Genomic DNA, 21,092 nt, shown 5'->3' with positions numbered 1-21,092 from the left:
ATCGTGTGGCGCGTATAGGGGGTTTGGACGGATGGGGCAAGCGTTTGTTAGGGGCTGTGTATGGTGGTCAGCTCCGGGTCAAACGCGCACACCATTCCCCATACCGCATTCCCAGTCTATCCCTACATCTATAACGTGAAACGTGAAACGTGAGGCTGACTGACGTATGATTTTTGATGAAGTTGATATAACAAAGTTGCCGACGAACCGCGAAGAGGCGTTTGCTCGCTATGAAGCAAAAATTCGTATAGCCTTCGAGCAACGGCGCTCAAATGACCGCGAGTACAATGTCGATCATAATGGGAACTATGAAGGGTTCTTCGAGCCCGAACGCGACTACGTGAATTCCATACTGGCCTTCCTGGATGAATACGGACTCGACACGCAGCTTCCGGACATCAGTGAACTTGGCGATCCAGAATTCATCCAACGCTTCAACGCGTTCCGCTCGAAAGTTGGGTATCTTACTACTAGGTACGCCCTCAGAGCAGAGCGCTTCGAAAACGGTGACGCCGGAACCGTGATCGCTATCGGCCAAGACTATAAGTCGCAGATTGGCGAACACCTTTCTAAAATTCGAAAGATCGTGAACTCCGAAGTTAAAGAGGGTTTTAAGAGGGACTCAATCTTCAAAAAGGTTTCGTCGCTCCAGTCCGAAGTCGATCGTGATCAGACCACGATTGACGCCGCGTTCGGGCGAATGATTGACCTGACTCAAGCTTTAGGAAGCGCAGCAGAAAACCTGAAGCCAGCTATCGATCAGTTAGAACGTGTAAAAGAAATTTTCTTTGGGCACTCAAAAAGAACGGATCAGCTTGCTGCACCCAATCGACCGAAACAGATCGAAGACAAATCCCAAGAGGGCTTAGACGCACCAAATACCGACGACGAAATACCGTTTTGAACAGAAAAGGCCGCCCCAGTATGGAGCGGCCTTCTTTATCTCAACCGGGTGCTGACACCGCGTTCTCGTGCGCTTCCTACGGAAGCCACTGCCACGCGGCGTCACACTGGCGTTGTTTCAAAATCATTCAATGATTTTGGAAACAACGCCGGAACCAACGGTGCGGCCGCCTTCGCGGATGGCGAAGCGGAGACCGTCTTCCATCGCGATGGGCGCGATCAGTTCAACGTTGAACTTCAGGTTGTCGCCCGGCATCACCATCTCGGTGCCCTCGGGCAGCTCAACGGTGCCGGTCACGTCGGTGGTGCGGAAGTAGAACTGCGGACGGTAGTTCTTGAAGAACGGAGTGTGACGGCCGCCTTCTTCCTTGGTCAGAATGTAGACCTCACACTCGAACTTGGTGTGCGGCTTCACCGAACCCGGCTTACACAGAACCTGGCCACGCTCGACGCCTTCACGGTCAACACCGCGCAGCAGGGCGCCGATGTTGTCGCCGGCTTCACCGCGATCCAGCAGCTTGCGGAACATTTCAACACCGGTGCAGGTGGTTTTCGAAGTGTCGCGGATGCCCACGATCTCGATTTCGTCACCCACGTTGATCACGCCACGCTCGACACGGCCGGTCACAACGGTACCACGACCGGAGATCGAGAACACGTCTTCGATCGGCATCAGGAACGGCTGGTCAACAGCACGCTCGGGCTGCGGGATGTACTCATCCACTGCGGCCATCAGTTCCTTGATCTTGTCTTCGCCGATGTTGGCGTCACGGCCTTCCATCGCCGCCAGCGCGGAACCCGCGATGATCGGAATGTCGTCGCCCGGGAAGTCGTATTCGGACAGCAGTTCACGGATTTCCATTTCGACGAGCTCGAGCAGCTCTTCGTCGTCGACCTGGTCAACCTTGTTCATGAACACGACCATTGCGGGGATGCCAACCTGGCGGCCCAGCAGGATGTGCTCGCGGGTCTGCGGCATGGGGCCGTCAGCTGCGTTCACAACCAGGATCGCGCCGTCCATCTGCGCCGCACCGGTGATCATGTTCTTGACGTAGTCGGCGTGGCCGGGGCAGTCGACGTGCGCGTAGTGACGTGCTTCCGTCTCGTACTCCACGTGCGCGGTCGAGATGGTGATCCCGCGGGCTTTCTCTTCGGGCGCGCCGTCGATCTGGTCGTAGGCTTTGAAGTCACCGAAGTACTTCGTGATCGCCGCCGTCAGCGTGGTCTTACCGTGGTCAACGTGACCGATGGTGCCGATGTTGCAGTGCGGCTTGCCGCGTTCAAACTTTTCCTTTGCCATCTCTAAAGACGCCTCGTGGTTCAAGGGGCCAGACTGGCGGCCCGGGTTTCCATCGCGCGCCATGTATTGAGTCGCGCGCGGAAAATCAACCCGTCACATTACTCTGCGCTTTGCGCGACATCCTCGGGTGACGGCCCCGCCACAACCACAGGGGCGGACAGGGCGGGCGCAAACCACGTATCTTCAGTCATACGTTCCCGCAGCCATGTCTCGATCCGCAGCGCGGCCTCTTCGGCCAGCGAGTCGATCTGGCGCTGTTTGCTCATCCCGTAAGAGGGCAGAACCTGAATGACGCGGATGACATGGGTTTCCTCGTTCATCTTGGCTTTGGCAGCATCGTCCCAGACCGTCACACGCAGCGACAGACCCGATTTGGACGGCACCAGCGGCACGGGAACGGCCAGCGAATATTCCTCGAGGCTGATGCCGAGGTGGTAGAACTTACCCCCCTCATAGCGGCGAAAGCGCTGTTCGATGGCCGTGTCCACCGCGCTGATCCAGTCCTCTTTCGGGGCGTCTTTGGAAATGCCAACCATGTTCAGGTTCGGCGCAACCACAACTGCATGTCCCAGCGTGAAATCGCCCAAAGGCTCCACCGGTTCGGACAAATCCTTGGTCGCGTTGGAACAGGCCGCCAACCCGAGAAAACCCAGCAAAAGAACAAAAGACCGCAGCATCGAAATCCCCCTTTGGACCTCAATTTCCGTACCCTCTCCGGCGATATGGTGCAATTCGGCGGGCTTTTGTCTCCGGCGCATTCCCGCCTATGTTTGCAGGGATACCACAGAGAGGGAGCTTTTGGTGCCGACGTCTGACAAACGACAGCCGGTTCACGTGCCGCTGGTGACACAACCTATGGGGCTGTGGGCCTCCCTGCAGGCGACGCGTCAGAACGTGCTGTCCATCATCCCCGATCTTGCTACGCGGCAACCGATGGTGTCCGGCAAAACCGGCAAGCGCTGGCATATGGTGATGGACCCCGGTGCCATCCGACGGATGCTTCTGGAAAACCTCGACAATTATCCGAAATCTCTGGTGACAAAGAACCTGCTGCGCCCCGCGATTGGCGACAGCCTGTTCATTGCCGAAGGGGCGCATTGGCGCTGGCAACGACGCGCGGCAGCACCGGTGTTCAGCCACCGCAACGTGATGAACCTGTCGCCTGTCATGTCACAAGCGGCTGCGCGTTCAGTGGACCGGATCCGTGCATCAGGGCCTGCGGCGATAGATTTCCTAGACGAAATGGTCAGCGTGACCTTTGACGTGATCTCGGATGTGACCTTTTCCGGTGACAGCGCCTTTGATCGCGACGGGGTGCATCGCGCCATCGACGCCTATATCGCAGAGGCGGGCAAGGTGTCGTTGTTTGATATCCTCGGGATGCCCGATTGGGTACCGCGTCCGGGCCGCGCCTTTCATGCCGGTGGCGTCGCTCAGATGAAACGCATGGCGGACCGTGCGATTGCCGACCGCGCGCAGCGCGCGCCGGGGGATGTGCCCGATTTGATGGACCTGCTGCTGGCGGGCGAAGACCCCGAGACGCAGCGCCGCATGTCGCCTTCGGAACTGCGGGACAATCTGCTGACCTTTATCGTGGCCGGGCATGAGACCACGGCGCTGACACTGGCGTGGTCGCTGTACTTGCTGGCCTTTGATCAGGACGCGCAGGACCGCGCGCGCGCCGAGGCGCAGGCCGTTCTCAACGGGCCCACCGCGAGCGGAGCCGATGTGGCCCGCCTGCCCTACATCCGAAAAGTCATTGACGAAGCGCTTCGCCTGTATCCGCCCGCTGGCATGGTGTCCCGCACCGCAATGGGGCCTGATACGCTGTGCGGGCGCGAGATCCGGCGCGGCGATACCGTTATCTTGCCGATCTACGCCTTGCACCGACATCACATGCTGTATGATGATCCGAACCGGTTTCACCCCGACCGCTGGGACCGCAAACCAGACCGCTATGCCTATCTTCCATTCGGGGACGGGCCGCGCATCTGCATTGGCGCCAGCTTTGCGCTGCAAGAAGCGGTGATCACTCTGGCAACTCTGGTGGCCAATCTGCGGTTCACGCCGGTGCAAGGCCGCGACCCTGCCCCCGTCATGATCCTGACCCTGCGCCCGCAGGGCGGCGTCTGGTTAAACGCCGCACCTGTCTGATCCGCGTGAGGTACCTTTACCGGTGCGCGCCGGGCACCCACAGCACGTCATCCTTGCCATCGTTATTGGCAATGCGAGACGCAACAAAGAACCAGTCTGACAACCGGTTGAGGTATTTCACGGCGGCGGCGTTGATGGGTGCCTGACCGGCCAGATCCACCGCAAGCCGTTCCGCCCGTCGCGCCACTGTGCGGCAAACGTGCAGATGCGCCGACAGCACAGACCCACCGGGCAGGACAAATGAGCGCAAAGGCTCCAGCGACGCATTCATTGCGTCAATTTCCGCCTCCAGCCGCGTGACCTGCGCCTCGACCATGCGCAGGGGCGGGTATTCGGCGTCAGCGTCTTTCTCCATATCCGGGCGGCACAGGTCCGCGCCAAGGTCGAACAGGTCGTTCTGAATGCGCGCCAAAGCCGCATCCATCTCGCCAGAGGCCTCCAGCCGCGCGACGCCTACGAAGGCGTTCAGCTCATCCGAGGTGCCATAGGCTTCGACACGCGGGTCGTATTTTTTGACGCGCGTGCCATTGCCCAGCGCGGTGTCACCCGCATCGCCGGTGCGGGTATAGATCTTGCTTAGGACAACCATGAATGCCTCCCTCAGCTTTTGCTGCGCACATAGGCAAAGAGCATGATCAGCAGAACCGCAATAAACTGCGCCGCGACCCGCCATTGCATCGCCTTGTTCGACCATTTCTGACTGAACTTGCCGCCCTTGGCAAAGCTGCCGATGCCGAACATCAACACGCCCACCACGGCGAACATGGCCACGGCCATAACGATAAACAGCGGATCGTCTCTCATGTCTTGTTCCTTGCATGTGCCACGTGCTGTGGCCGGTTTGCCGGTTTGCCGGTGGACATAGCCCTGTGCGCCGCAAAAGCGAACCGCGCGGGTTGTCGCGGGCTAGCCCTTGGAAATCAGCCAATCCAGTTGGCGGGTGGTCATCAGCCGTCGGGCCGCCCCCATCAGATGCGTGGCGCGGGTGATGTAGTAGCGCGGACGGGGGCGTGCCGCCTCGCAGGCATGGATCAGCTTTTCCGTCACCGCCGAAGGCGGCAGCTCGAACACATCCTTGCCCCGGGATTCATACAGACGTGTCAGCAGCTTGTCGCGGTACTGCGCAGCGCGTGGACTGTTTTCCCAGTCCACCCAAAGTTCAAAATGCGGGATCGAATTGACCCGGATCTTCGACGTCACCGGCCCCGTGTTCAGCGCCACCACGTGAATGTCCGTGTCGCGCATTTCGATGCGCAGCGTGTCGGTCAGCCCTTCGGTGGCGAACTTAGTTGCGCTGTAAGCCGCGCGCCACGGCATCACCACAAGGCCCAGCACGCTGGAATGGTTGATGATCCGCCCGTGCCCCTGCGCCCGCATCACCGGAATCACCTGCCGTGTCAGATCGTGCCAGCCAAAGACGTTGGCCTCGAAGATCGCGCGCAGGGCGTCGGTCGGCAGATCCTCCAACGCGCCGGGGGTGGCATGTGCACCATTGTTAAACAGGGCATCCAGCGTGCCGCCCGTGGCCTGCAACACCTCGGCCAGTCCAGTGCGGATGCTATCGGGCTCGGTGTAGTCAATCCGTGGGCTGTCGAACCCCTCCGCGCGCATCCGGTCGCAATCCGATTGCTGGCGGCAAGAAGCAAAAACACGCCAGCCACGGGCTTTCATCCCGTGGGCAGCGTCATATCCGATGCCCGAAGAGCATCCGGTGATCAGGATCGTTTTCTGTGTCATGCGGCGCTAGAGACTGAAGATCCCCCGCGCCGTCAACATATCAGTTTACCGCGACAAGGAAATCGTCGGACATCCAACCGATATCATCGCCCTGCAGCGCGCGCAGCTTCACCCAACCGGTGCCATTGTCGTCGAGAACTTCAACCTCTTGGCCGCGCAACAGTTGCGTCAGCACGTTGTGGCTTGTCGACGGACCACGGCGCAGGTTCACACGGCTTGCAGTCACCTCGCGGTAATCAACAGGGGCTTCTGTAACATCCAGCGCGGCAGGTGCGGCAGCAGCCACCGTGTTGGAGGTCATGACAGCGGGCGTCACCACCGCAGCGGCCTGCGTCACATAAGAGGTTTTGACGCGCTCAACCTGCGAGGCGACAGCGGGCTGGATCACTGCATTCAGATCGCCGGGCGTGCTGCGTGCAACCATTTCCTCGCGCGCATCCGCCTTCGGCAGCGGCGTCTCGATAACATCCGGCACCGCCAGCAATGTCACACCGTTTTGTCCGGGCTGGAATTGCGCCCCACCCGACAGCTCGTACCAAGCCCAACCAAGTACACCAAACGTCAAAAGGATAAGACGTACCATCCCCGAACACCCCCCAAGATTCTTTACGACCGGAAACAGCAACCGGCCAAGTCTTCAGCAGCTAGAAGACCTGTCAATTGATTAACCGATTCCCCGACTGTCCCGAAGGGGAAAGGTCACAAGATTTCCCACAACGTCGCTTGCTGCGCCCGAAAGGCAACGGTATCACAAACGTCATGTCCGACGATGATCTCGATCCCATTGATCCCACCCGCAACATGGCGGAGCCTCTCCGCCGTGCCATTGGCGAGCGCTACCTGACGTATGCGCTCTCGACCATCATGCACCGAGCCCTGCCCGACGCACGGGACGGGCTAAAGCCAGTGCACCGTCGTATCTTGTATGCAATGCGCAGGCTGCGACTTAGTTCCACTGGCGGCTTCCTGAAATCTGCAAAGATATCAGGGGATACCATGGGGGACTTCCACCCGCATGGCGACGCGGCCATCTATGATGCCATGGCCCGACTGGCGCAGGATTTCACAATCCGCTACCCGCTGGTCGACGGTCAGGGCAACTTTGGCAACATCGACGGCGACAACCCCGCCGCCTCGCGCTACACCGAGGCGCGCATGACCGTCATGTCCGAAGCACTGCTGAACGGGCTCGACGAGAACGCCGTTGATTTTCGCCCCAACTACGATGGCCGCTTGACAGAGCCATCGGTGCTGCCGGCCTCTTATCCCAACCTGCTGGCGAACGGCTCCTCCGGGATCGCGGTGGGCATGGCGACGAACATTCCGCCCCACAACATCGGCGAGCTGGTCAATGCCTGCCTGCATCTGATCAAATCGCCCAATGCGGTGGACGACACCCTGTTGCAATACGTGCCGGGGCCGGATTTCCCGACCGCCGGTGTGATTGTCGAACCCGCCGAGAACATCGCCAACGCCTATCGCACCGGGCGCGGATCGATCCGGCTGCGCGCGCGCTGGCATGTAGAGGATCTGGGACGCGGCCAATGGCAGGTCGTCGTCACGGAAATCCCCTATCAGGTGGCGAAATCCAAGCTGGTCGAACGCATTGCCGAGGTCATCCAGACCAAAAAGGTGCCGATTCTCGCAGATGTCCGCGACGAATCAGCCGAAGACATCCGCATGGTGTTGGAACCGAAGTCCAAGAACGTTGATCCTGACGTGCTGATGAACGCGCTGTTCCGCAACACGGATCTGGAAACGCGGTTCTCGCTGAACATGAACGTGCTGATCGACGGCGTTACGCCAAAGGTCTGCTCGCTCAAAGAAGTGCTGCGCGCCTTTCTTGATTTCCGCCGCGAGGTGCTGGTCCGCCGGTCCAAACACCGCATGGCGCAAATCGACAACCGGCTCGAAAAGCTCGAAGGCTTTATCATCGCCTTCCTCAACCTTGACCGCGTGATCGACATCATCCGCTATGATGACGACCCCAAGGCCGCGTTGATGTACGAGGATTGGTCAAAACCGCATCAGGCGGGCATCCCCCGCGCGACTGACGAATCCGATTACCGCTCGCCACTGGTGGGCGTGGACGTCAAATCGCTGACCCTCGCCGAGGACCCCGACGCCATCGAACGCGGTGTACTGGCCGACGATGGCACGGACGCCAAGGTGCCCGCCCGTTTTGTCGGCCGCTCCGAAGGGCTGTCCGATGTGCAGGCCGAGGCGATCCTCAACATGCGGCTGCGCGCGCTGCGCCGCCTTGAAGAGCTGGAACTGATCCGCGAACGCGACGCCCTGATGGAAGAGCGCGCAGGGATCGAGGATCTTCTGGCCTCCGAGGATCTGCAGTGGACCCGCGTCAAGGAAGAGCTTCAGGAGGTGAAGAAACAATTCACCAAGGGCTACAACCGCGGCCAGCGCCTGACCACCTTTGCCGAGGCGACAGAGGCTGAAGATGTGCCGCTGGAAGCGATGATTGAACGCGAACCTGTGACGGTCGTCTGCTCGCAGATGGGCTGGATTCGCGCCATGACCGGCCATATCGACCTCAACCGCGAGCTGAAGTTCAAGGACGGCGACGGGCCGCGCTTTATCTTCCACGCGGAAACCACCGACAAGCTGCTGGTGTTCGGATCGAACGGGCGCTTCTACACCGTTCTGGCCGCCAACCTGCCCGGCGGGCGCGGCATGGGCGAACCTGTGCGGCTGATGGTCGATCTGCCCAACGATGTCGAAATCCTCGATATCCTGATCTACCGCCCCGGCGAGCGTTTGCTGGTCGCCTCCAGCGCGGGCGATGGCTTCCTCGTGCCAGAGGACGACGTTGTCGCGCAAACGCGGTCCGGCAAGCAGGTGCTTAACGTCAAGGAACCCACCCGCGCCTTGGTCTGCAAACCTGTCACCGGCAATGCCGTGGCTGTCGTGGGCGAGAACCGCAAGATGCTAGTGTTCATGCTTGATGAGCTGCCCGAGATGGGTCGCGGCAAAGGTGTCCGCCTGCAGAAATACAAGGACGGCGGCCTGTCGGATGCGCGGACCTTCACCCTAGAGGCCGGGCTGACTTGGCTGGATCCGGCGGGGCGCACCCGCACCGTCGGCGCCGACGAGCTGCAGGAGTATATCGCAAAACGCGCGGGCACGGGCCGCATGGCCCCGCGCGGCTTCCCACGCGACAACAAGTTCAACTGAACCTGACCAAAACCGGGGCCACGCGCCCCGGTTTTTCATTGCGCGCATCCGGATATAGGGCCGTCTCGGCGCTTTACTCCGTCAACTTGGCCGGTAGGCTGACACATGTTAACCAGTCGACGAGGCAACGGTGCAGGACCACAACATCAATATTGACTACACCGGCGCCAAAGGCCCGCTTTTCGGTCTGACGCTGAAAACCGGCCTGCTGACTGTCGTGACGCTTGGGCTTTATCGCTTTTGGCAAAAGACCCGCATCCGCCGTTATATCTGGGCCTCTGTCGATGCGGGCGGTGACCGTTTTGAATACACCGGCACCGGACTGGAAAAATTCCTAGGGTTTCTGGTGGCGGTGGTGTTTCTGGCTGTCTACCTCGGCCTGTGGCAAATCCTGCTGTTCTTTCTGGGCGTGACGTTTCTCCCCGACAGCGGCCAAGGCGCGCTGGCCCAAGCGGTTGTGCTCTCGCTGCCTGCCTTGGCGGTCGTCCCCTTTGCCCTGTTCGCCATCTACCGCGCCCGCCGCTACAAGATGGCCCGCACGCGGTTTCGGGGCATCCGGCTGGGCATGGAAAAAGGCGCGTGGGGCTATGTCTGGCGCGCGCTGGGATACGGTGCCCTGACGGTCGTGTCGCTGGGCGCGCTCTGGCCGCTGATGACCTTCCGGCTCGAAGCCTACATGACCAACCACAGTTATTTCGGCACCACGCCGCTGCGCCAACTGGGTCATTGGACCGCGCTGTACCGCCCCATGAAACACCTGCTGATCGCCCTGATGATCCTGTTTGGATCGGTGGCGCTGTTTGCGCTTGGCGCGGCGCGGGACAGCATTGGCCTGCCGATCTTGGGCGGGCTGGCTGGGATGGTCGGGGTGATCTGGCTGGTTGTCGGCTATGTGTCCTATTCGGTGAACAGTTTTGCCTATCTGATGAGCCATAAGGTGATCGGCCACCCCGGCGAGGGCGACGACATCCGGTTTCACGCCAGCCCCAAAACCCGCGAAGTCATCCGTATCTACGTGCTTGGCGTGATCCTGATCGGCCTGATCGGGTCGGTGGTGTTTGGCGCGATAGGCATCCTGTCCGCGCCGATTCTGATGGGGCCGAATCTGTCTGCTCCGGGTGGCGATGCCGACGCGATGCTTATGCAAGCGGTGGTTCTGGGTGCGGTGATCGTGATCGGTTATCTGATCGGCATCGTGGTGCTGCGCGCCCTGACCATGATTTTGATCACGCAGCCCACGCTGGCGCATTACATCGACACCATCACCGTCACCAACCCGCAAGCCCTGGACCGCATCAGCCAGCGTGAGGCGCTCACCGGCATTGACGCCGACGGCTTTGCCGATGCCTTGGACATCGGGGGGGCGATCTGATGCACGGCCCGATGGCGTACTTCTATGACGGGCTGACCGCGCGCCGACACGCGGCGCATGTGGCCCTGTCCACCGACCGTTCCGCGCTGATTATCACCTCAGACAGCCTGCCCGATCCGGTGCAATGGCGCCTGATGGATCTGCGGACGGTCACCAAACGCGCCGGAGGCGACCGCCTGTCCGTCACCCGCCACACCGCCAGCTTTGACGAAGCGCCCCGCGACACAGCGCGGCTGGTGATCCTTGATCCCGAACTGATCGACTGGATGCTGCGCACACGCCCTGATCTGGGCAAGGTCGAACGCCAGCCCGGTATGCTGCGCAAGCTGGCCGTCTATGCTGCGGGGGCCATTGCTGCGACCGCGCTGATCCTGCTGGTGATCCTGCCTGCCTTGGCCAATGTGCTGGCGCGCGTGATCCCCATCGACCGCGAAATCGCCTTTGGCCGCACGGTCGTGACCCAGATGCAGCAGCAGCTTGAATGGATGGGCGGGGCAGAGACGCTGGTCTGTGACGATCCTGCCGGTCTGGCGGCGCTGGACGTCATGCTAAACCGCCTGACCGCAACCCGTGACATGAGCTATGCGATTGATCTTCAGGTGTTCGATCATCCGATGGTCAACGCCTTTGCCGCGCCCGGCGGGCAGGTGGTTATCCTCCAAGGGTTGATCGACGAATCCCGCAGCGCAGAAGAGCTTGCCGGTGTGCTGGCCCATGAACTGGCCCATGTGGAAAGCCGCGATGCCACGCGGCTGGCTTTGCGCGCGGCCGGGTCTGCCGGTCTGCTGAGTATGCTGGTCGGCGATTTCACGGGCGGGGCCTTGTTCGCCGGTCTGGGCGAACAGCTCTTGTCCGCACATTACACCCGCGATGCCGAAGCCGCAGCGGACATGTTCGCGCTTGAAATGATGGAGGCGGCCCAGATTGATGCCACGGGCTTTGCCGACTTCTTTGAAACGCTGGCAGAGCACGAAGGCCATGACGGTCACGGCCTGCCCGAATATTTCTCGTCCCATCCCGTCACATCGGACCGCGCGGCACGGGCCCAGCTTTTTGCGCTGGAACAAACCCAAACGCGCCCGATTCTAAGCGATGCGCAATGGCGTGATCTGCAACAGGTCTGCGAATAGCCCTGCACCACGCGGCGCCGCAGCGTAAGATCCTTCCTTTTTCTGCGCCGCTATTGCAACTTTAGTGCAGCCTCCCTACCAATTCGTCAGAGCGATGGTGACAGGCAACGCGACGTAGTTTGCCCATAGCGCGACGTTTTTGCCCTGTTTCCACAGGTCCCGCCGCGCTACACCACTAGCCAGAGGAAGTGTGCGGGACGCATCCATCCCGCGAATTGAGGAGAAACACGCTTATGAAGGTACTCGTACCCGTCAAGCGCGTGATCGACTACAACGTGAAGGTTCGCGTCAAAGCGGACGGTTCCGGTGTCGATCTGGCGAACGTCAAAATGTCGATGAACCCCTTCGACGAAATCGCTGTAGAAGAGGCCATCCGCCTCAAGGAAGCAGGCAAGGCGACCGAGGTCGTTGTTGTTTCCATCGGCGTGAAGCAGGCGCAGGAAACCCTGCGCACCGCGTTGGCGATGGGCGCAGACCGTGCCATCCTCGTGAACGCTGCCGATGACGTGCACACCGATATCGAACCGCTCGCCGTGGCAAAGCTGCTGGCTGCCATCGTCAAGGACGAAGAGCCCGGTCTGGTGATTGCCGGCAAACAGGCGATCGACAACGATCTGGGCGCAACCGGCCAGATGCTGTCCGCGCTGCTGGGCTGGTCGCAGGCGACATTCGCCAACACCGTTGACGTGGACGGCGATTCCGCCGTTGTCGCACGTGAGGTCGACGGCGGCCTGCAGACCATCAAGGTCAAGCTGCCCACCATCATCACCACCGACCTGCGCCTGAACGAGCCGCGTTACGCTTCGCTGCCCAACATCATGAAGGCCAAGAAAAAGCCGCTGGAGGAAAAGACCCCCGCCGATTACGGCGTCGATGTCTCTCCGCGTCTGGAAATCGTGTCCACGGGCGAGCCCGCCGCACGCGAAGCCGGTGAAATGGTCGGTTCGGTCGACGAACTGGTGGCGAAACTCAAAGAGAAGGGGATCGTGTAATGGCCGTTCTGCTGCTTGCTGAAATCAATGACGGCGCACTGGCGATGGATGCCACCGCCAAGGCCGTGACCGCATCCAAAGCACTGGGTGACGTGACCGTTCTGGCCGTAGGCTCGTCCGCCAAGGACGCCGCCGCCGAGGCCGCAACCATTGACGGTGTGTCAAAGGTTCTGGTGGCCGAGGACGCGACCTACGGTCACCGTCTTGCGGAACCCACAGCGGCGCTGATCGTGTCGCTGGCTGGCGACTACAGCCACATCGTGGCCCCCGCAACCACCGACGCCAAGAACATCCTGCCGCGTGTTGCCGCGCTGCTGGACGTGATGGTGCTGTCGGACGTGACCGGTGTTGTGGATGCCGATACCTTTGAACGCCCGATCTACGCGGGCAACGCGATCCAGACGGTGAAATCCAAGGACGCGACAAAGGTCATCACCTTCCGGACCTCAACCTTTGACGCGGCTGCGACCGGTGGCTCCGCTGCCGTGTCCGACGTGGCAGCGGGCGAGAACCCCGGTCTGTCCGAATGGGTCGAAGACAAGGTGGCCGAATCCGACCGCCCCGAACTGACCTCGGCGGGGATTGTTGTCTCCGGTGGTCGCGGTGTCGGCTCCGAAGAGAACTTTGCCATCATCGAAAAGCTGGCGGACAAGCTCGGCGCGGCTGTCGGTGCATCGCGCGCAGCCGTCGATTCGGGCTTTGCCCCGAACGATTGGCAGGTTGGCCAGACCGGCAAGGTCGTCGCCCCGGACCTGTATGTCGCCGTGGGTATCTCTGGCGCAATCCAGCACCTCGCAGGGATGAAGGACTCCAAGGTCATCGTGGCCATCAACAAAGATGAAGAAGCGCCGATCTTCCAGGTCGCGGACTACGGTCTGGTAGCCGATCTGTTCGACGCCGTCCCCGAGCTGACCGAAAAGCTGTAAGCACAACGCAACGCGAGGACCCAGTTTGGCCCTGCAGCGTATCGTTTAAGCCCGCCCCCGTGGCGGGCTTTTTCGTGGCCTTAATCCGGTGGCGCGGCACGACCCAACATCGGGGCCAGAACCTGCGCCAGTTTTGACGCGGCCTCTTGATGGGCGCGCGGGCCTTGTAACTCCTGCGCGGCATAGCTTTCGAAATCGGAATAGACCATGCCCGTGGTCCCGTCCTCGCGCGCAGCGGCAGAGGGCAGCACCTCCACTACCTTGGTGACACGCGGTTGCAGCGTCTCGATCATGTCGCGCGTAATGAACAGCGGATCCTGTCCCAGATCCGGCAGATCATCCTGTGGCGGCGGCGATCCGGCAAACCACAGCAGGACCACCTGCCCATGTATCTGGGTCAAAAGCTGCTTCATCCGCGCCACCCAAGCCAGCCGCAGCTCATCCACTATAATTGCAAATCGCTCCTCGCTTACCTCCTGCAGGCGTCCCAGCATATGGCGCACAAAGTGGAACTCGGTAAAATCGACCTCTGGATACAGCTCCTCCAGCCGGTCGGAGGCGCGCAGAAACCGGTCATTGCGACGCGGATGGACTGCGTAATACCGATTGGCCATGTTCTGCGCGCCCATGATCTGGACGACTTTGACCTCTGCCTGCGTGATCAGGTCCAGCACCGCAGGATCGTTGAGATAAAGGTCCACACCCGCATTCACAGCACCGAAATTGACGCATGACACGGCAACCGCATCCTCAACCAGTTTCGGAAACGGCGTTTCAATGAACCGCCCGTATGTCTCAGTCGCGCCGACAAAGGCCACATAGGCCCCGTCCAGTGGCCTGCGCGGCCCACGAAACAGGACGCGCGAATTGCCATAACGGCACGGATAATATTCCAGAGTCGACTGACCCCCGCCATGCATAGACATAGCACCACCCCTTTTCTTTCACCCGAGGAGGAGAATCACCCAAACCCTTTGCGAATTCGCTAATGTTAAAATTTCCCGAGAACCTGAATTGTTTCCGCCTCTTGCGGTTGGACCTCGCAGGGCCATATGGTGCGCCGGAACAGCCGTGGAGACAGCATATGGAAATCAAGTCGGTCGGAGTCGTCGGCGCAGGCCAGATGGGCAACGGGATCGCGCATGTGATGGCCCTTGCCGGCTATGAGGTGCGGCTGAACGATGTCCGCCAAGATGCGCTTGATGATGCCGTCGCCCGGATTACCAAGAACCTCGACCGGCAGGTGAGCCGCGACAAAGTCAGCCAGTCCGACCGCAATGCGGCGCTGGCGCGCATTTCGACCACCTTGGATATTGCCGCCATCGGCGACACCGATCTGGTGGTCGAGGCGGCCACCGAACGCGAAGAGATTAAGCACAAGATCTTTGAATCCTTGGCCAATCACCTTCGGCCAGAGACGATCCTGACCTCGAACACCTCTTCGATTTCGATCACCCGTCTGGCGTCCCGCACCGACCGGCCCGAACGGTTCATGGGCTTCCACTTTATGAACCCCGTTCCGGTCATGCAGCTGGTCGAACTGATCCGCGGCATTGCGACGGATCAGGAAACCTATGACGCCTGCCTGCAGGTGGTGAACAACCTTGGCAAGACCGCCGCCAGCGCCGAAGATTTCCCGGCCTTTATCGTTAACCGTATCCTGATCCCGATGATCAACGAGGCGGTCTATACGCTGTATGAGGGGGTCGGAAACGTGCAGTCCATCGATATGGCGATGAAGCTGGGCGCAAACCATCCCATGGGGCCGCTGGAACTGGCCGATTTTATCGGCCTCGACACCTGCCTCGCCATTATGAACGTGCTGCACGACGGGCTGGCGGATACCAAATACCGTCCCTGCCCGCTGCTGACAAAATACGTTGAAGCCGGCTGGCTTGGCCGGAAAACGCAGCGCGGTTTCTATGATTACCGCGGCGAAACGCCGGTGCCGACGCGCTGAGCCACTGGGCGGGCCACGCGGCCTGCTTATTCGCCTTTCAGGCCAAGCGTTTTCTCACGCAGCCAAGCGACCAGTTCTCGCGGACCGCCGACAAAGGATTTGATCTCCTCCGGCGTCACGGGTTGCCCCACCACAGGGGCCTGCGCGCGTCCGCAGGCGTGGATCACCTCGTGGATCAGCAGCCCTTGGCGCAGCGTCGCAGACAGTTGGTTCGCAATCTGGTAAGCGCGCGAATTCTGCCCCGGGAAATAGATCGGGACAACAGTCGCACCGGACCGCTGGATCATCTTGGCGGTAAACGGGTTCCAGCCCTGTTCAATCGCGGGGCCCCACCAATCCTCGGACGAGGCGACAACCCCCGACGGGAACAGTGCAATCACGCCGCCCTGTTTCAGGTGATCCATCGCCTTGGCGCGCATCTCCAGTGACTGCTCGCGGGCGTCCGCCTCGTGCGGGAAGGGCACGGGGATCATAAAGGGATCGATTTCCTGAACACCCGTCAGCAACGACCGCGTCAGGATCTTGTAATCGGTGCGCACGCGGCCGATCAGTTCCGCCAGAACCATCCCGTCAACCAGACCGTGCGGATGATTTGCCACGACAATCACAGGGCCGTCTTTTGGAATGTTGTCGATCTGCGCCTGCGGGGTTTTCAGGTCAATCCCCATGACCTTAAGCGCTTGCGCCCAGAACGCCTGCCCCTCGACATAGCCCAAGGCCTCGAACCGGCGCACAAGGCGCAGCAGAGGGATTTTGCCGGTGGTCCATTCCATCACCCGGATGGCATTCGCCTTCCACGGGTTGGTAAAGGTGTTGGCATAGCTGACACGCCGCTTGTCATACGGCTCTGATGCCTCGGTGGCGGGCCGTGCAGAAATGCCCGTTGTCTGGCTGCTGTCTACCATGGCCCCTGTCCCATTTTGGTGACCCGGGGCTTAGCAATCCTCGCCGAAACGGTCGCCCACCAGGGCCTCCACCGCATCGGCCAGCGCCTCGGCGTCCGGGCCAGAGGTTTGAACCTCAATAGTGGTTCCTTTGGCCGCTGCCAACATTAAAAGCCCCATGATGCTGTCGCCACCTGCGGACATGCCATCCCGCGACACCTCGCAATGGGCATCAAACCCTTCAACGACTTCGACAAGTTTCGCCGAAGCCCGCGCATGAAGGCCTTTTTCATTTATGATTTTAAGGGTGCGGCGGAAGCTGTCGCTCATGCGTTTGGTCTTTCTTGCGGTCTGGGTACGCGCGTCTCAGCCGGGCTGGGACGGGACGTTTTGACTGTCGATGTATTTGCGCCCGGCCTCCAACGCGCTGCGCACAGCGTCTGCCACCGGCAGATGCCTGCTTTTGGCCAGCTTGATCAGCATGGGCAGATTGGCCCCATACAGGATGCGGCGATCATCGGGGCGGCAGGCGTTCAAAGACAGGTTTGACGGTGATCCGCCAAACATGTCGGTCACCACGACCACACCCTGCCCCTGATCGACGGAATTGGCCGCCTCCATGATCTCGGATTGCTTGAGCGGCCGGTCACAATCCGCCTCGATCGAGATAGCAGCCATACCGGGCTGCCGACCAACGACATGCTCCACCGCAAGCAGATATTCCTTTGCCAACCCACCATGGGCGACGATGACAATCCCGATCAACCGGCTTTCCTTCCACTCAGATCGTCCGCAGACACCCGTATCGGTGCTGCACTGCGGCGTTCCAGTTCACGGTGGCGAATAGACACGCGCCAGCCCTGACGTGCAAGGGCGGCCGAGATGCTTTCGGCAAGGAAAACGGAACGGTGCTGGCCCCCGGTACACCCGAAGCCGATAGAGAAATGGGATTTCCCTTCTTCGATACAAGCGGGCAACAACATCGTGATCAGATCCTCGACCTTATCCGCGAAAGGGGCAAAGCGCGCATCTTCGGTGATATACGCCCCCACCTCGGGATCGAGCCCCGTCCCCTGCCGCAACTCGGGCTGCCAATGCGGATTGCGCAGGAACCGGCAGTCGAACACCATATCCAACCCCTGCGGAAGACCACGTTTGTACGAGAAACTGTGCACCGACAGCGCCATGCCCTGCCCCGTCACCGCGCCGAACCCGCCTTCGATCTCGGCGCGCAGATCGTGGACCGTCAGCTCGCTGGTGTCGATCAGGATGTCAGCCCGGCTTCGCAGGTCTTCGAGCAACTGCTTTTCGCGCAAGATACCGTCGTTGGGGCTTTCGTCGCGGGCCATCGGGTGCCGCCGGCGGGTTTCGGAATACCGCCGCATCAGCACCTCGACCGAGCAGTCGAGGTACAACAGATCAACATTCTGCGTCTGCTTGCCCAAGGTTTGTCGCAGATGCAGCAGACCCTCGACGCTGAAATCGCGGTTGCGGACATCGATCCCCAAGGCAAGCGGCTGGTCCAAAGGATCGCTGCCCTCCAGCAGTTTGGGGATCAGGCTGAGCGGGATGTTATCGATGGTCTCGAACCCGATGTCTTCCAGCACCTTGATCGCAGAGGACCGGCCCGCGCCCGATGGCCCGGTGATCAAGACAACCCGTGTTTCCTGCGTCGACTCACCCATGTCACTCTCTTCGTCCCGCTTTCATGTATTGTACGAGCATGGCGGGGAAATAGGCACCCTCGGATTTGTGCAGTAACGGGACATCTACCCCAAGGAGATTTCTCATTCGTATAGGCGGGAGGCGGCTGTCTTCTGTGATGTCCATATCAAGCACCGCATGCAATGGGGCCTTAACCGTATCCGCCGAGAGAATGCCCAGCCCGCGCGCCTCGATCATGCCGTTGATCGACGGAGGGGCCTGCAGCAAGATCGCATCTCCGCTGCGGCGCAGGATCGTCTGATCGTCCGCAACCAGCACCGCACCCAGCCCCATCATGGCCAGCGCCAGCGATGATTTACCACTGCCGGATGCTCCGCAAATCAGCAGACCGCGGCCATTGACCGCGACCGCTGATCCGTGGAGCCGCATGTCCATGCTTTAAACAGGAAGCCCGACGACAAAACGCGCGCCCAAGGGCTCGGATGTGGCATCTGCCTCCGTCGGGCGGATGTTTTCCGCCCAGATCACGCCGCCGTGCGCTTCGATAATCTGCTTGGAGATCGCCAGACCGAGGCCCGAGTTGTTGCCGAACTCCTGCTGCGGACGCGATGTGTAAAATCGTTTAAAGATTTTCTGCAGAGCCTCTTCGGGGATGCCGGGGCCGGTGTCCTCGACCACCACAAGAACGCGATTGTCGCGTCGCCGTGCCCAGACGCGGATCGCGTCCCCGTCCTCGCAAAACGAAATGGCATTGGTGATCAGGTTCACAAAGACCTGCGCAAGACGTGCCTCCAGCCCGTTGATCGGAATGGGACGTTTCGGCAGATCAGAGATAAATTCGATCCCGCGTTTGCGCGCATCCTCACCCAGGAATTCCGACAGGTTGCTGATCATCTTGATCAGGTCGAATTCCAGCTCTTCCTCTTTGACCAATTCGGAATCCAGACGCGACGCGTTGGAGATGTCGCTGACAAGACGGTCCAGACGCCGTACATCGTGTTCGATCACGTCCAGCAGCTTTTGCCGGTGCTCTTCCTTCTTGACCATGCGCAGGCTGCCCACGGCAGAGCGCAAGCTGGCCAGCGGGTTCTTGATCTCATGCGCCACATCCGCAGCGAATTGTTCATTGCTGTCGATCCGGTCGTACAGCGCGGACACCATCCCCCTGAGCGCGCCGGACAAACGCCCGATCTCGTCGGGGCGTGCGGTCAGATCCGGAATACGGATGCGGCCGGTGGTTTTGTGCTTGCGGTCCCGATCGCGGCCGATCTCTGCCGCGTCGGCCAGATCAGAGATCGGATTGGCGATTGTGGAGGCCAGAACAAGGCTCAGACCAATAGAAACCAGCGTTGCAATGATAAACATCTGCAGCACGCGTTCGCGTTCGGCCCGGACAGCGGCGTCGATCTCCCTTGCAGAGGATACGACCGCCACAGTTCCGGCAATCGCATCGCCCACGCGGATCGGAGAGAACGCGTGGAATACCGTATCGCCCGTGTAGGTCTGCTGCGCGACGCGGGTCACGCCAGACGCGCCGGTTTCGATATCGCGACGCAGCCGATCCTCGATCAGCATGTCTTGCTCGTCCGAGAAATAGCTGAACAGCCCAGCAGCCCCCTGCCACAAACCGTTCAGGAAATCCGAAATGACCGTGCTGTCATCCTCATTGGCACGAGGCGCAATGACCGGCGCCATCTGTCCGGCGGTCTCGCCCACAAGAAACGTCGCCGCGTCAAAGACATAGACCTGCATCCCTTGGCGCAGATCAATGCCGTTGAGCGTGCGCGCCACATCCACGCCACCGTCCGCCCCCAAAGGCGCGCTGTCATCGGTAAGCTGCGCCTCAAAGGTATCGGCAATCAGCTCCACCTCGGACTGCAAGGAGTTGACGCGCTGGATCGCCAACGTGTCGCGCGACGAGTTCAGCCACAGCACACCCGCGACCAACACATTCAACGCAATCAGGTTAAAGGTGATGATCTTGCGGGTCAGCGGTGATCGGTTCAGCGTGAAAAGACCGCGCTGCGCACGCTGCGCACGCAGTTCTTGTTCAACAGTGCTGTCAGGGGCGACCCAATCGTCCCCCAAAACAACATCGGCATCCCGACGATTTTCGTCGTCCCCATCGCGCATGGGTATCCGTTCGGCCAGGGCCATCGATCACTCTTCGTTGTAGCGGTACCCGATACCGTAGAGCGTTTCGATGGCGGAGAAGTCAGGATCGACAGTCCGCATTTTCTTGCGCAGGCGCTTGATGTGGCTGTCGATGGTGCGGTCATCAACATAAACTTGGTCGTCATAGGCGACGTCCATAAGTTGATCCCGAGATTTCACAAAACCCGGACGTTGTGCAAGGGCTTGCAGCAACAAGAATTCCGTAACCGTCAGCGACACGTCTTGGCCGCGCCAGCTTACAGCGTGGCGCAGCGGGTCCATCGTCAGCGATCCGCGGGTCATCAGCTTGGTGTCTTCGGTCTCGCCGACCACCTCGCCGGCGACGGCCTCTTGGCGGCGCAGCAATGCACGGATACGTTCAACCAACAAACGCTGGCTGAAGGGTTTCTTCACGTAGTCATCCGCACCCATCCGCAGGCCGAGAACCTCGTCGATCTCGTCGTCTTTGGAGGTGAGGAAAATGACCGGCATTTTGGACTTCTGGCGCACGCGTTGCAGCAGATCCATGCCATCCATGCGCGGCATCTTGATGTCGAACACGGCCATATCGGGCATCTTCTTGTTGAAGGCGTCCAATGCGGCTTGGCCGTCGTTATAGGTCTCGACCTCAAAGCCCTCTGCTTCCAGCGTCATCGAGACCGATGTCAGGATGTTCCTGTCATCGTCCACTAGGGCGATCTTAGACATTTTAGTGTCCTTATACTG

Annotated in this window: 22 protein-coding genes; 8 read left to right on the top strand and 14 right to left on the bottom strand. The window is 60.6% G+C overall.

Annotation, left to right across the window (positions count from 1 at the left end; translation table 11 throughout):
• Window positions 1–166: 166 nt before the first annotated feature.
• Window positions 167–904, top strand: a complete 738-nt coding sequence (locus tag ACN5AZ_RS12475; RefSeq protein WP_419429219.1) for a hypothetical protein — start codon at window positions 167–169, stop codon at window positions 902–904.
• Between the two features lie 123 nt (window positions 905–1,027).
• Here the strand turns inward: ACN5AZ_RS12475 and tuf are convergent, their stop codons facing one another.
• A complete protein-coding gene (gene tuf, locus ACN5AZ_RS12470) occupies window positions 1,028–2,203 on the bottom strand; it encodes an elongation factor Tu (RefSeq protein WP_419429466.1) in 1,176 nt (391 codons plus the stop codon).
• Between the two features lie 98 nt (window positions 2,204–2,301).
• The gene (locus ACN5AZ_RS12465; RefSeq protein WP_419429218.1) at window positions 2,302–2,880 is read right to left on the bottom strand and encodes a hypothetical protein; all 579 of its coding nucleotides are present in this window, start codon (window positions 2,878–2,880) and stop codon (window positions 2,302–2,304) included.
• A gap of 178 nt (window positions 2,881–3,058) precedes the next feature.
• Between ACN5AZ_RS12465 and ACN5AZ_RS12460 the strand changes: the two genes are divergently transcribed.
• Window positions 3,059–4,357 carry a cytochrome P450 gene (locus ACN5AZ_RS12460; RefSeq protein ID WP_419429465.1) on the top strand — a complete coding sequence of 433 codons (1,299 nt, stop codon included), beginning with the start codon at window positions 3,059–3,061 and terminating at the stop codon, window positions 4,355–4,357.
• Window positions 4,358–4,373: 16 nt separating this feature from the next.
• Here the strand turns inward: ACN5AZ_RS12460 and ACN5AZ_RS12455 are convergent, their stop codons facing one another.
• The 4 genes from ACN5AZ_RS12455 to ACN5AZ_RS12440 form a co-directional block, all read right to left on the bottom strand.
• A complete protein-coding gene (locus tag ACN5AZ_RS12455; RefSeq protein WP_419429217.1) occupies window positions 4,374–4,946 on the bottom strand; it encodes a cob(I)yrinic acid a,c-diamide adenosyltransferase in 573 nt (190 codons plus the stop codon).
• 11 nt (window positions 4,947–4,957) lie between these two features.
• Window positions 4,958–5,161: a twin transmembrane helix small protein gene (locus ACN5AZ_RS12450; protein ID WP_419429216.1), complete on the bottom strand. Its 204-nt coding sequence runs from the start codon at window positions 5,159–5,161 to the stop codon at window positions 4,958–4,960.
• Window positions 5,162–5,263: 102 nt separating this feature from the next.
• Window positions 5,264–6,094, bottom strand: coding sequence for an SDR family NAD(P)-dependent oxidoreductase (locus ACN5AZ_RS12445; protein ID WP_419429215.1), 831 nt, complete (start codon window positions 6,092–6,094; stop codon window positions 5,264–5,266).
• Between the two features lie 40 nt (window positions 6,095–6,134).
• Window positions 6,135–6,677, bottom strand: a complete 543-nt coding sequence (locus ACN5AZ_RS12440) for an SH3 domain-containing protein (protein ID WP_419429214.1) — start codon at window positions 6,675–6,677, stop codon at window positions 6,135–6,137.
• Between the two features lie 176 nt (window positions 6,678–6,853).
• On the opposite strand from ACN5AZ_RS12440, the gene ACN5AZ_RS12435 reads away from it, so the two are divergent.
• The 5 genes from ACN5AZ_RS12435 to ACN5AZ_RS12415 all read left to right on the top strand — a co-directional run bounded on the left by ACN5AZ_RS12435 (window position 6,854) and on the right by ACN5AZ_RS12415 (window position 13,703).
• Window positions 6,854–9,283 carry a DNA topoisomerase IV subunit A gene (locus ACN5AZ_RS12435; protein ID WP_419429213.1) on the top strand — a complete coding sequence of 810 codons (2,430 nt, stop codon included), beginning with the start codon at window positions 6,854–6,856 and terminating at the stop codon, window positions 9,281–9,283.
• Between the two features lie 130 nt (window positions 9,284–9,413).
• A complete protein-coding gene (locus ACN5AZ_RS12430) occupies window positions 9,414–10,655 on the top strand; it encodes a YjgN family protein (protein ID WP_419429212.1) in 1,242 nt (413 codons plus the stop codon).
• On the top strand, window positions 10,655–11,785 hold the full coding sequence (locus ACN5AZ_RS12425; protein WP_419429211.1) for a M48 family metallopeptidase: 1,131 nt from the start codon (window positions 10,655–10,657) through the stop codon (window positions 11,783–11,785). The genes ACN5AZ_RS12430 and ACN5AZ_RS12425 overlap by 1 nt, the downstream gene beginning before the upstream one ends.
• A gap of 233 nt (window positions 11,786–12,018) precedes the next feature.
• Complete coding sequence (locus tag ACN5AZ_RS12420; RefSeq protein WP_419429210.1) at window positions 12,019–12,777, top strand: electron transfer flavoprotein subunit beta/FixA family protein; 759 nt, start codon at window positions 12,019–12,021, stop codon at window positions 12,775–12,777.
• Window positions 12,777–13,703 (top strand): electron transfer flavoprotein subunit alpha/FixB family protein, encoded by a 927-nt coding sequence (locus ACN5AZ_RS12415; protein ID WP_419429209.1) that lies wholly within the window; start codon window positions 12,777–12,779, stop codon window positions 13,701–13,703. Before ACN5AZ_RS12420 ends, ACN5AZ_RS12415 begins: the two co-directional genes overlap by 1 nt.
• A gap of 80 nt (window positions 13,704–13,783) precedes the next feature.
• Here ACN5AZ_RS12415 and ACN5AZ_RS12410 read toward each other — a convergent pair whose 3' ends face one another.
• Complete coding sequence (locus tag ACN5AZ_RS12410) at window positions 13,784–14,629, bottom strand: DUF6473 family protein (protein WP_419429208.1); 846 nt, start codon at window positions 14,627–14,629, stop codon at window positions 13,784–13,786.
• A 158-nt stretch (window positions 14,630–14,787) separates the two neighbouring features.
• Between ACN5AZ_RS12410 and ACN5AZ_RS12405 the strand changes: the two genes are divergently transcribed.
• The gene (locus ACN5AZ_RS12405; RefSeq protein ID WP_419429464.1) at window positions 14,788–15,663 is read left to right on the top strand and encodes a 3-hydroxybutyryl-CoA dehydrogenase; all 876 of its coding nucleotides are present in this window, start codon (window positions 14,788–14,790) and stop codon (window positions 15,661–15,663) included.
• 26 nt (window positions 15,664–15,689) lie between these two features.
• Here the strand turns inward: ACN5AZ_RS12405 and ACN5AZ_RS12400 are convergent, their stop codons facing one another.
• The 7 genes from ACN5AZ_RS12400 to ACN5AZ_RS12370 are packed head-to-tail and all read right to left on the bottom strand — an operon-like array spanning window position 15,690 to window position 21,074.
• Complete coding sequence (locus ACN5AZ_RS12400) at window positions 15,690–16,568, bottom strand: lysophospholipid acyltransferase family protein (protein WP_419429207.1); 879 nt, start codon at window positions 16,566–16,568, stop codon at window positions 15,690–15,692.
• Window positions 16,569–16,598: 30 nt separating this feature from the next.
• Window positions 16,599–16,877, bottom strand: a complete 279-nt coding sequence (locus ACN5AZ_RS12395; RefSeq protein ID WP_419429206.1) for an HPr family phosphocarrier protein — start codon at window positions 16,875–16,877, stop codon at window positions 16,599–16,601.
• A gap of 36 nt (window positions 16,878–16,913) precedes the next feature.
• On the bottom strand, window positions 16,914–17,312 hold the full coding sequence (locus ACN5AZ_RS12390; protein ID WP_419429205.1) for a PTS sugar transporter subunit IIA: 399 nt from the start codon (window positions 17,310–17,312) through the stop codon (window positions 16,914–16,916).
• Entirely contained in the window at window positions 17,309–18,232 is a 924-nt protein-coding gene (rapZ, locus tag ACN5AZ_RS12385) for an RNase adapter RapZ (RefSeq protein WP_419429204.1), read from the bottom strand. Before rapZ ends, ACN5AZ_RS12390 begins: the two co-directional genes overlap by 4 nt.
• 1 nt (window position 18,233) lies before the next feature.
• Window positions 18,234–18,647, bottom strand: a complete 414-nt coding sequence (locus tag ACN5AZ_RS12380; RefSeq protein ID WP_419429203.1) for an HPr kinase/phosphorylase — start codon at window positions 18,645–18,647, stop codon at window positions 18,234–18,236.
• Window positions 18,648–18,650: 3 nt separating this feature from the next.
• Window positions 18,651–20,369, bottom strand: coding sequence for an ATP-binding protein (locus ACN5AZ_RS12375; RefSeq protein ID WP_419429202.1), 1,719 nt, complete (start codon window positions 20,367–20,369; stop codon window positions 18,651–18,653).
• 3 nt (window positions 20,370–20,372) lie between these two features.
• Window positions 20,373–21,074 (bottom strand): response regulator, encoded by a 702-nt coding sequence (locus ACN5AZ_RS12370; RefSeq protein WP_419429201.1) that lies wholly within the window; start codon window positions 21,072–21,074, stop codon window positions 20,373–20,375.
• Window positions 21,075–21,092: the final 18 nt, after the last annotated feature.

This window comes from Sagittula sp. SSi028 (assembly GCF_048553715.1).
In the GTDB taxonomy this organism is placed as follows: domain Bacteria; phylum Pseudomonadota; class Alphaproteobacteria; order Rhodobacterales; family Rhodobacteraceae; genus Sagittula.
Note: the sequence above shows the minus strand (reverse complement) of the source record. Positions and strands in the feature narration are given on the sequence as shown.

Bases quoted from the DNA above. Each gene is read 5' to 3' on its own strand.
- ACN5AZ_RS12370 (WP_419429201.1), bottom strand. From the start codon at position 21,074: ATGTCTAAGATCGCCCTAGTGGACGATGACAGGAACATCCTGACATCG.
- rapZ (WP_419429204.1), bottom strand. From the start codon at position 18,232: ATGGGTGAGTCGACGCAGGAAACACGGGTTGTCTTGATCACCGGGCCA.
- ACN5AZ_RS12460 (WP_419429465.1), top strand. From the start codon at position 3,059: ATGGGGCTGTGGGCCTCCCTGCAGGCGACGCGTCAGAACGTGCTGTCC.
- ACN5AZ_RS12380 (WP_419429203.1), bottom strand. From the start codon at position 18,647: ATGGACATGCGGCTCCACGGATCAGCGGTCGCGGTCAATGGCCGCGGT.
- ACN5AZ_RS12405 (WP_419429464.1), top strand. From the start codon at position 14,788: ATGGAAATCAAGTCGGTCGGAGTCGTCGGCGCAGGCCAGATGGGCAAC.
- ACN5AZ_RS12455 (WP_419429217.1), bottom strand. From the start codon at position 4,946: ATGGTTGTCCTAAGCAAGATCTATACCCGCACCGGCGATGCGGGTGAC.
- ACN5AZ_RS12400 (WP_419429207.1), bottom strand. From the start codon at position 16,568: ATGGTAGACAGCAGCCAGACAACGGGCATTTCTGCACGGCCCGCCACC.
- ACN5AZ_RS12440 (WP_419429214.1), bottom strand. From the start codon at position 6,677: ATGGTACGTCTTATCCTTTTGACGTTTGGTGTACTTGGTTGGGCTTGG.
- ACN5AZ_RS12420 (WP_419429210.1), top strand. From the start codon at position 12,019: ATGAAGGTACTCGTACCCGTCAAGCGCGTGATCGACTACAACGTGAAG.
- ACN5AZ_RS12445 (WP_419429215.1), bottom strand. From the start codon at position 6,094: ATGACACAGAAAACGATCCTGATCACCGGATGCTCTTCGGGCATCGGA.
- tuf (WP_419429466.1), bottom strand. From the start codon at position 2,203: ATGGCAAAGGAAAAGTTTGAACGCGGCAAGCCGCACTGCAACATCGGC.
- ACN5AZ_RS12450 (WP_419429216.1), bottom strand. From the start codon at position 5,161: ATGAGAGACGATCCGCTGTTTATCGTTATGGCCGTGGCCATGTTCGCC.
- ACN5AZ_RS12395 (WP_419429206.1), bottom strand. From the start codon at position 16,877: ATGAGCGACAGCTTCCGCCGCACCCTTAAAATCATAAATGAAAAAGGC.
- ACN5AZ_RS12415 (WP_419429209.1), top strand. From the start codon at position 12,777: ATGGCCGTTCTGCTGCTTGCTGAAATCAATGACGGCGCACTGGCGATG.
- ACN5AZ_RS12425 (WP_419429211.1), top strand. From the start codon at position 10,655: ATGCACGGCCCGATGGCGTACTTCTATGACGGGCTGACCGCGCGCCGA.
- ACN5AZ_RS12475 (WP_419429219.1), top strand. From the start codon at position 167: ATGATTTTTGATGAAGTTGATATAACAAAGTTGCCGACGAACCGCGAA.
- ACN5AZ_RS12465 (WP_419429218.1), bottom strand. From the start codon at position 2,880: ATGCTGCGGTCTTTTGTTCTTTTGCTGGGTTTTCTCGGGTTGGCGGCC.
- ACN5AZ_RS12375 (WP_419429202.1), bottom strand. From the start codon at position 20,369: ATGGCCCTGGCCGAACGGATACCCATGCGCGATGGGGACGACGAAAAT.
- ACN5AZ_RS12435 (WP_419429213.1), top strand. From the start codon at position 6,854: ATGTCCGACGATGATCTCGATCCCATTGATCCCACCCGCAACATGGCG.
- ACN5AZ_RS12410 (WP_419429208.1), bottom strand. From the start codon at position 14,629: ATGTCTATGCATGGCGGGGGTCAGTCGACTCTGGAATATTATCCGTGC.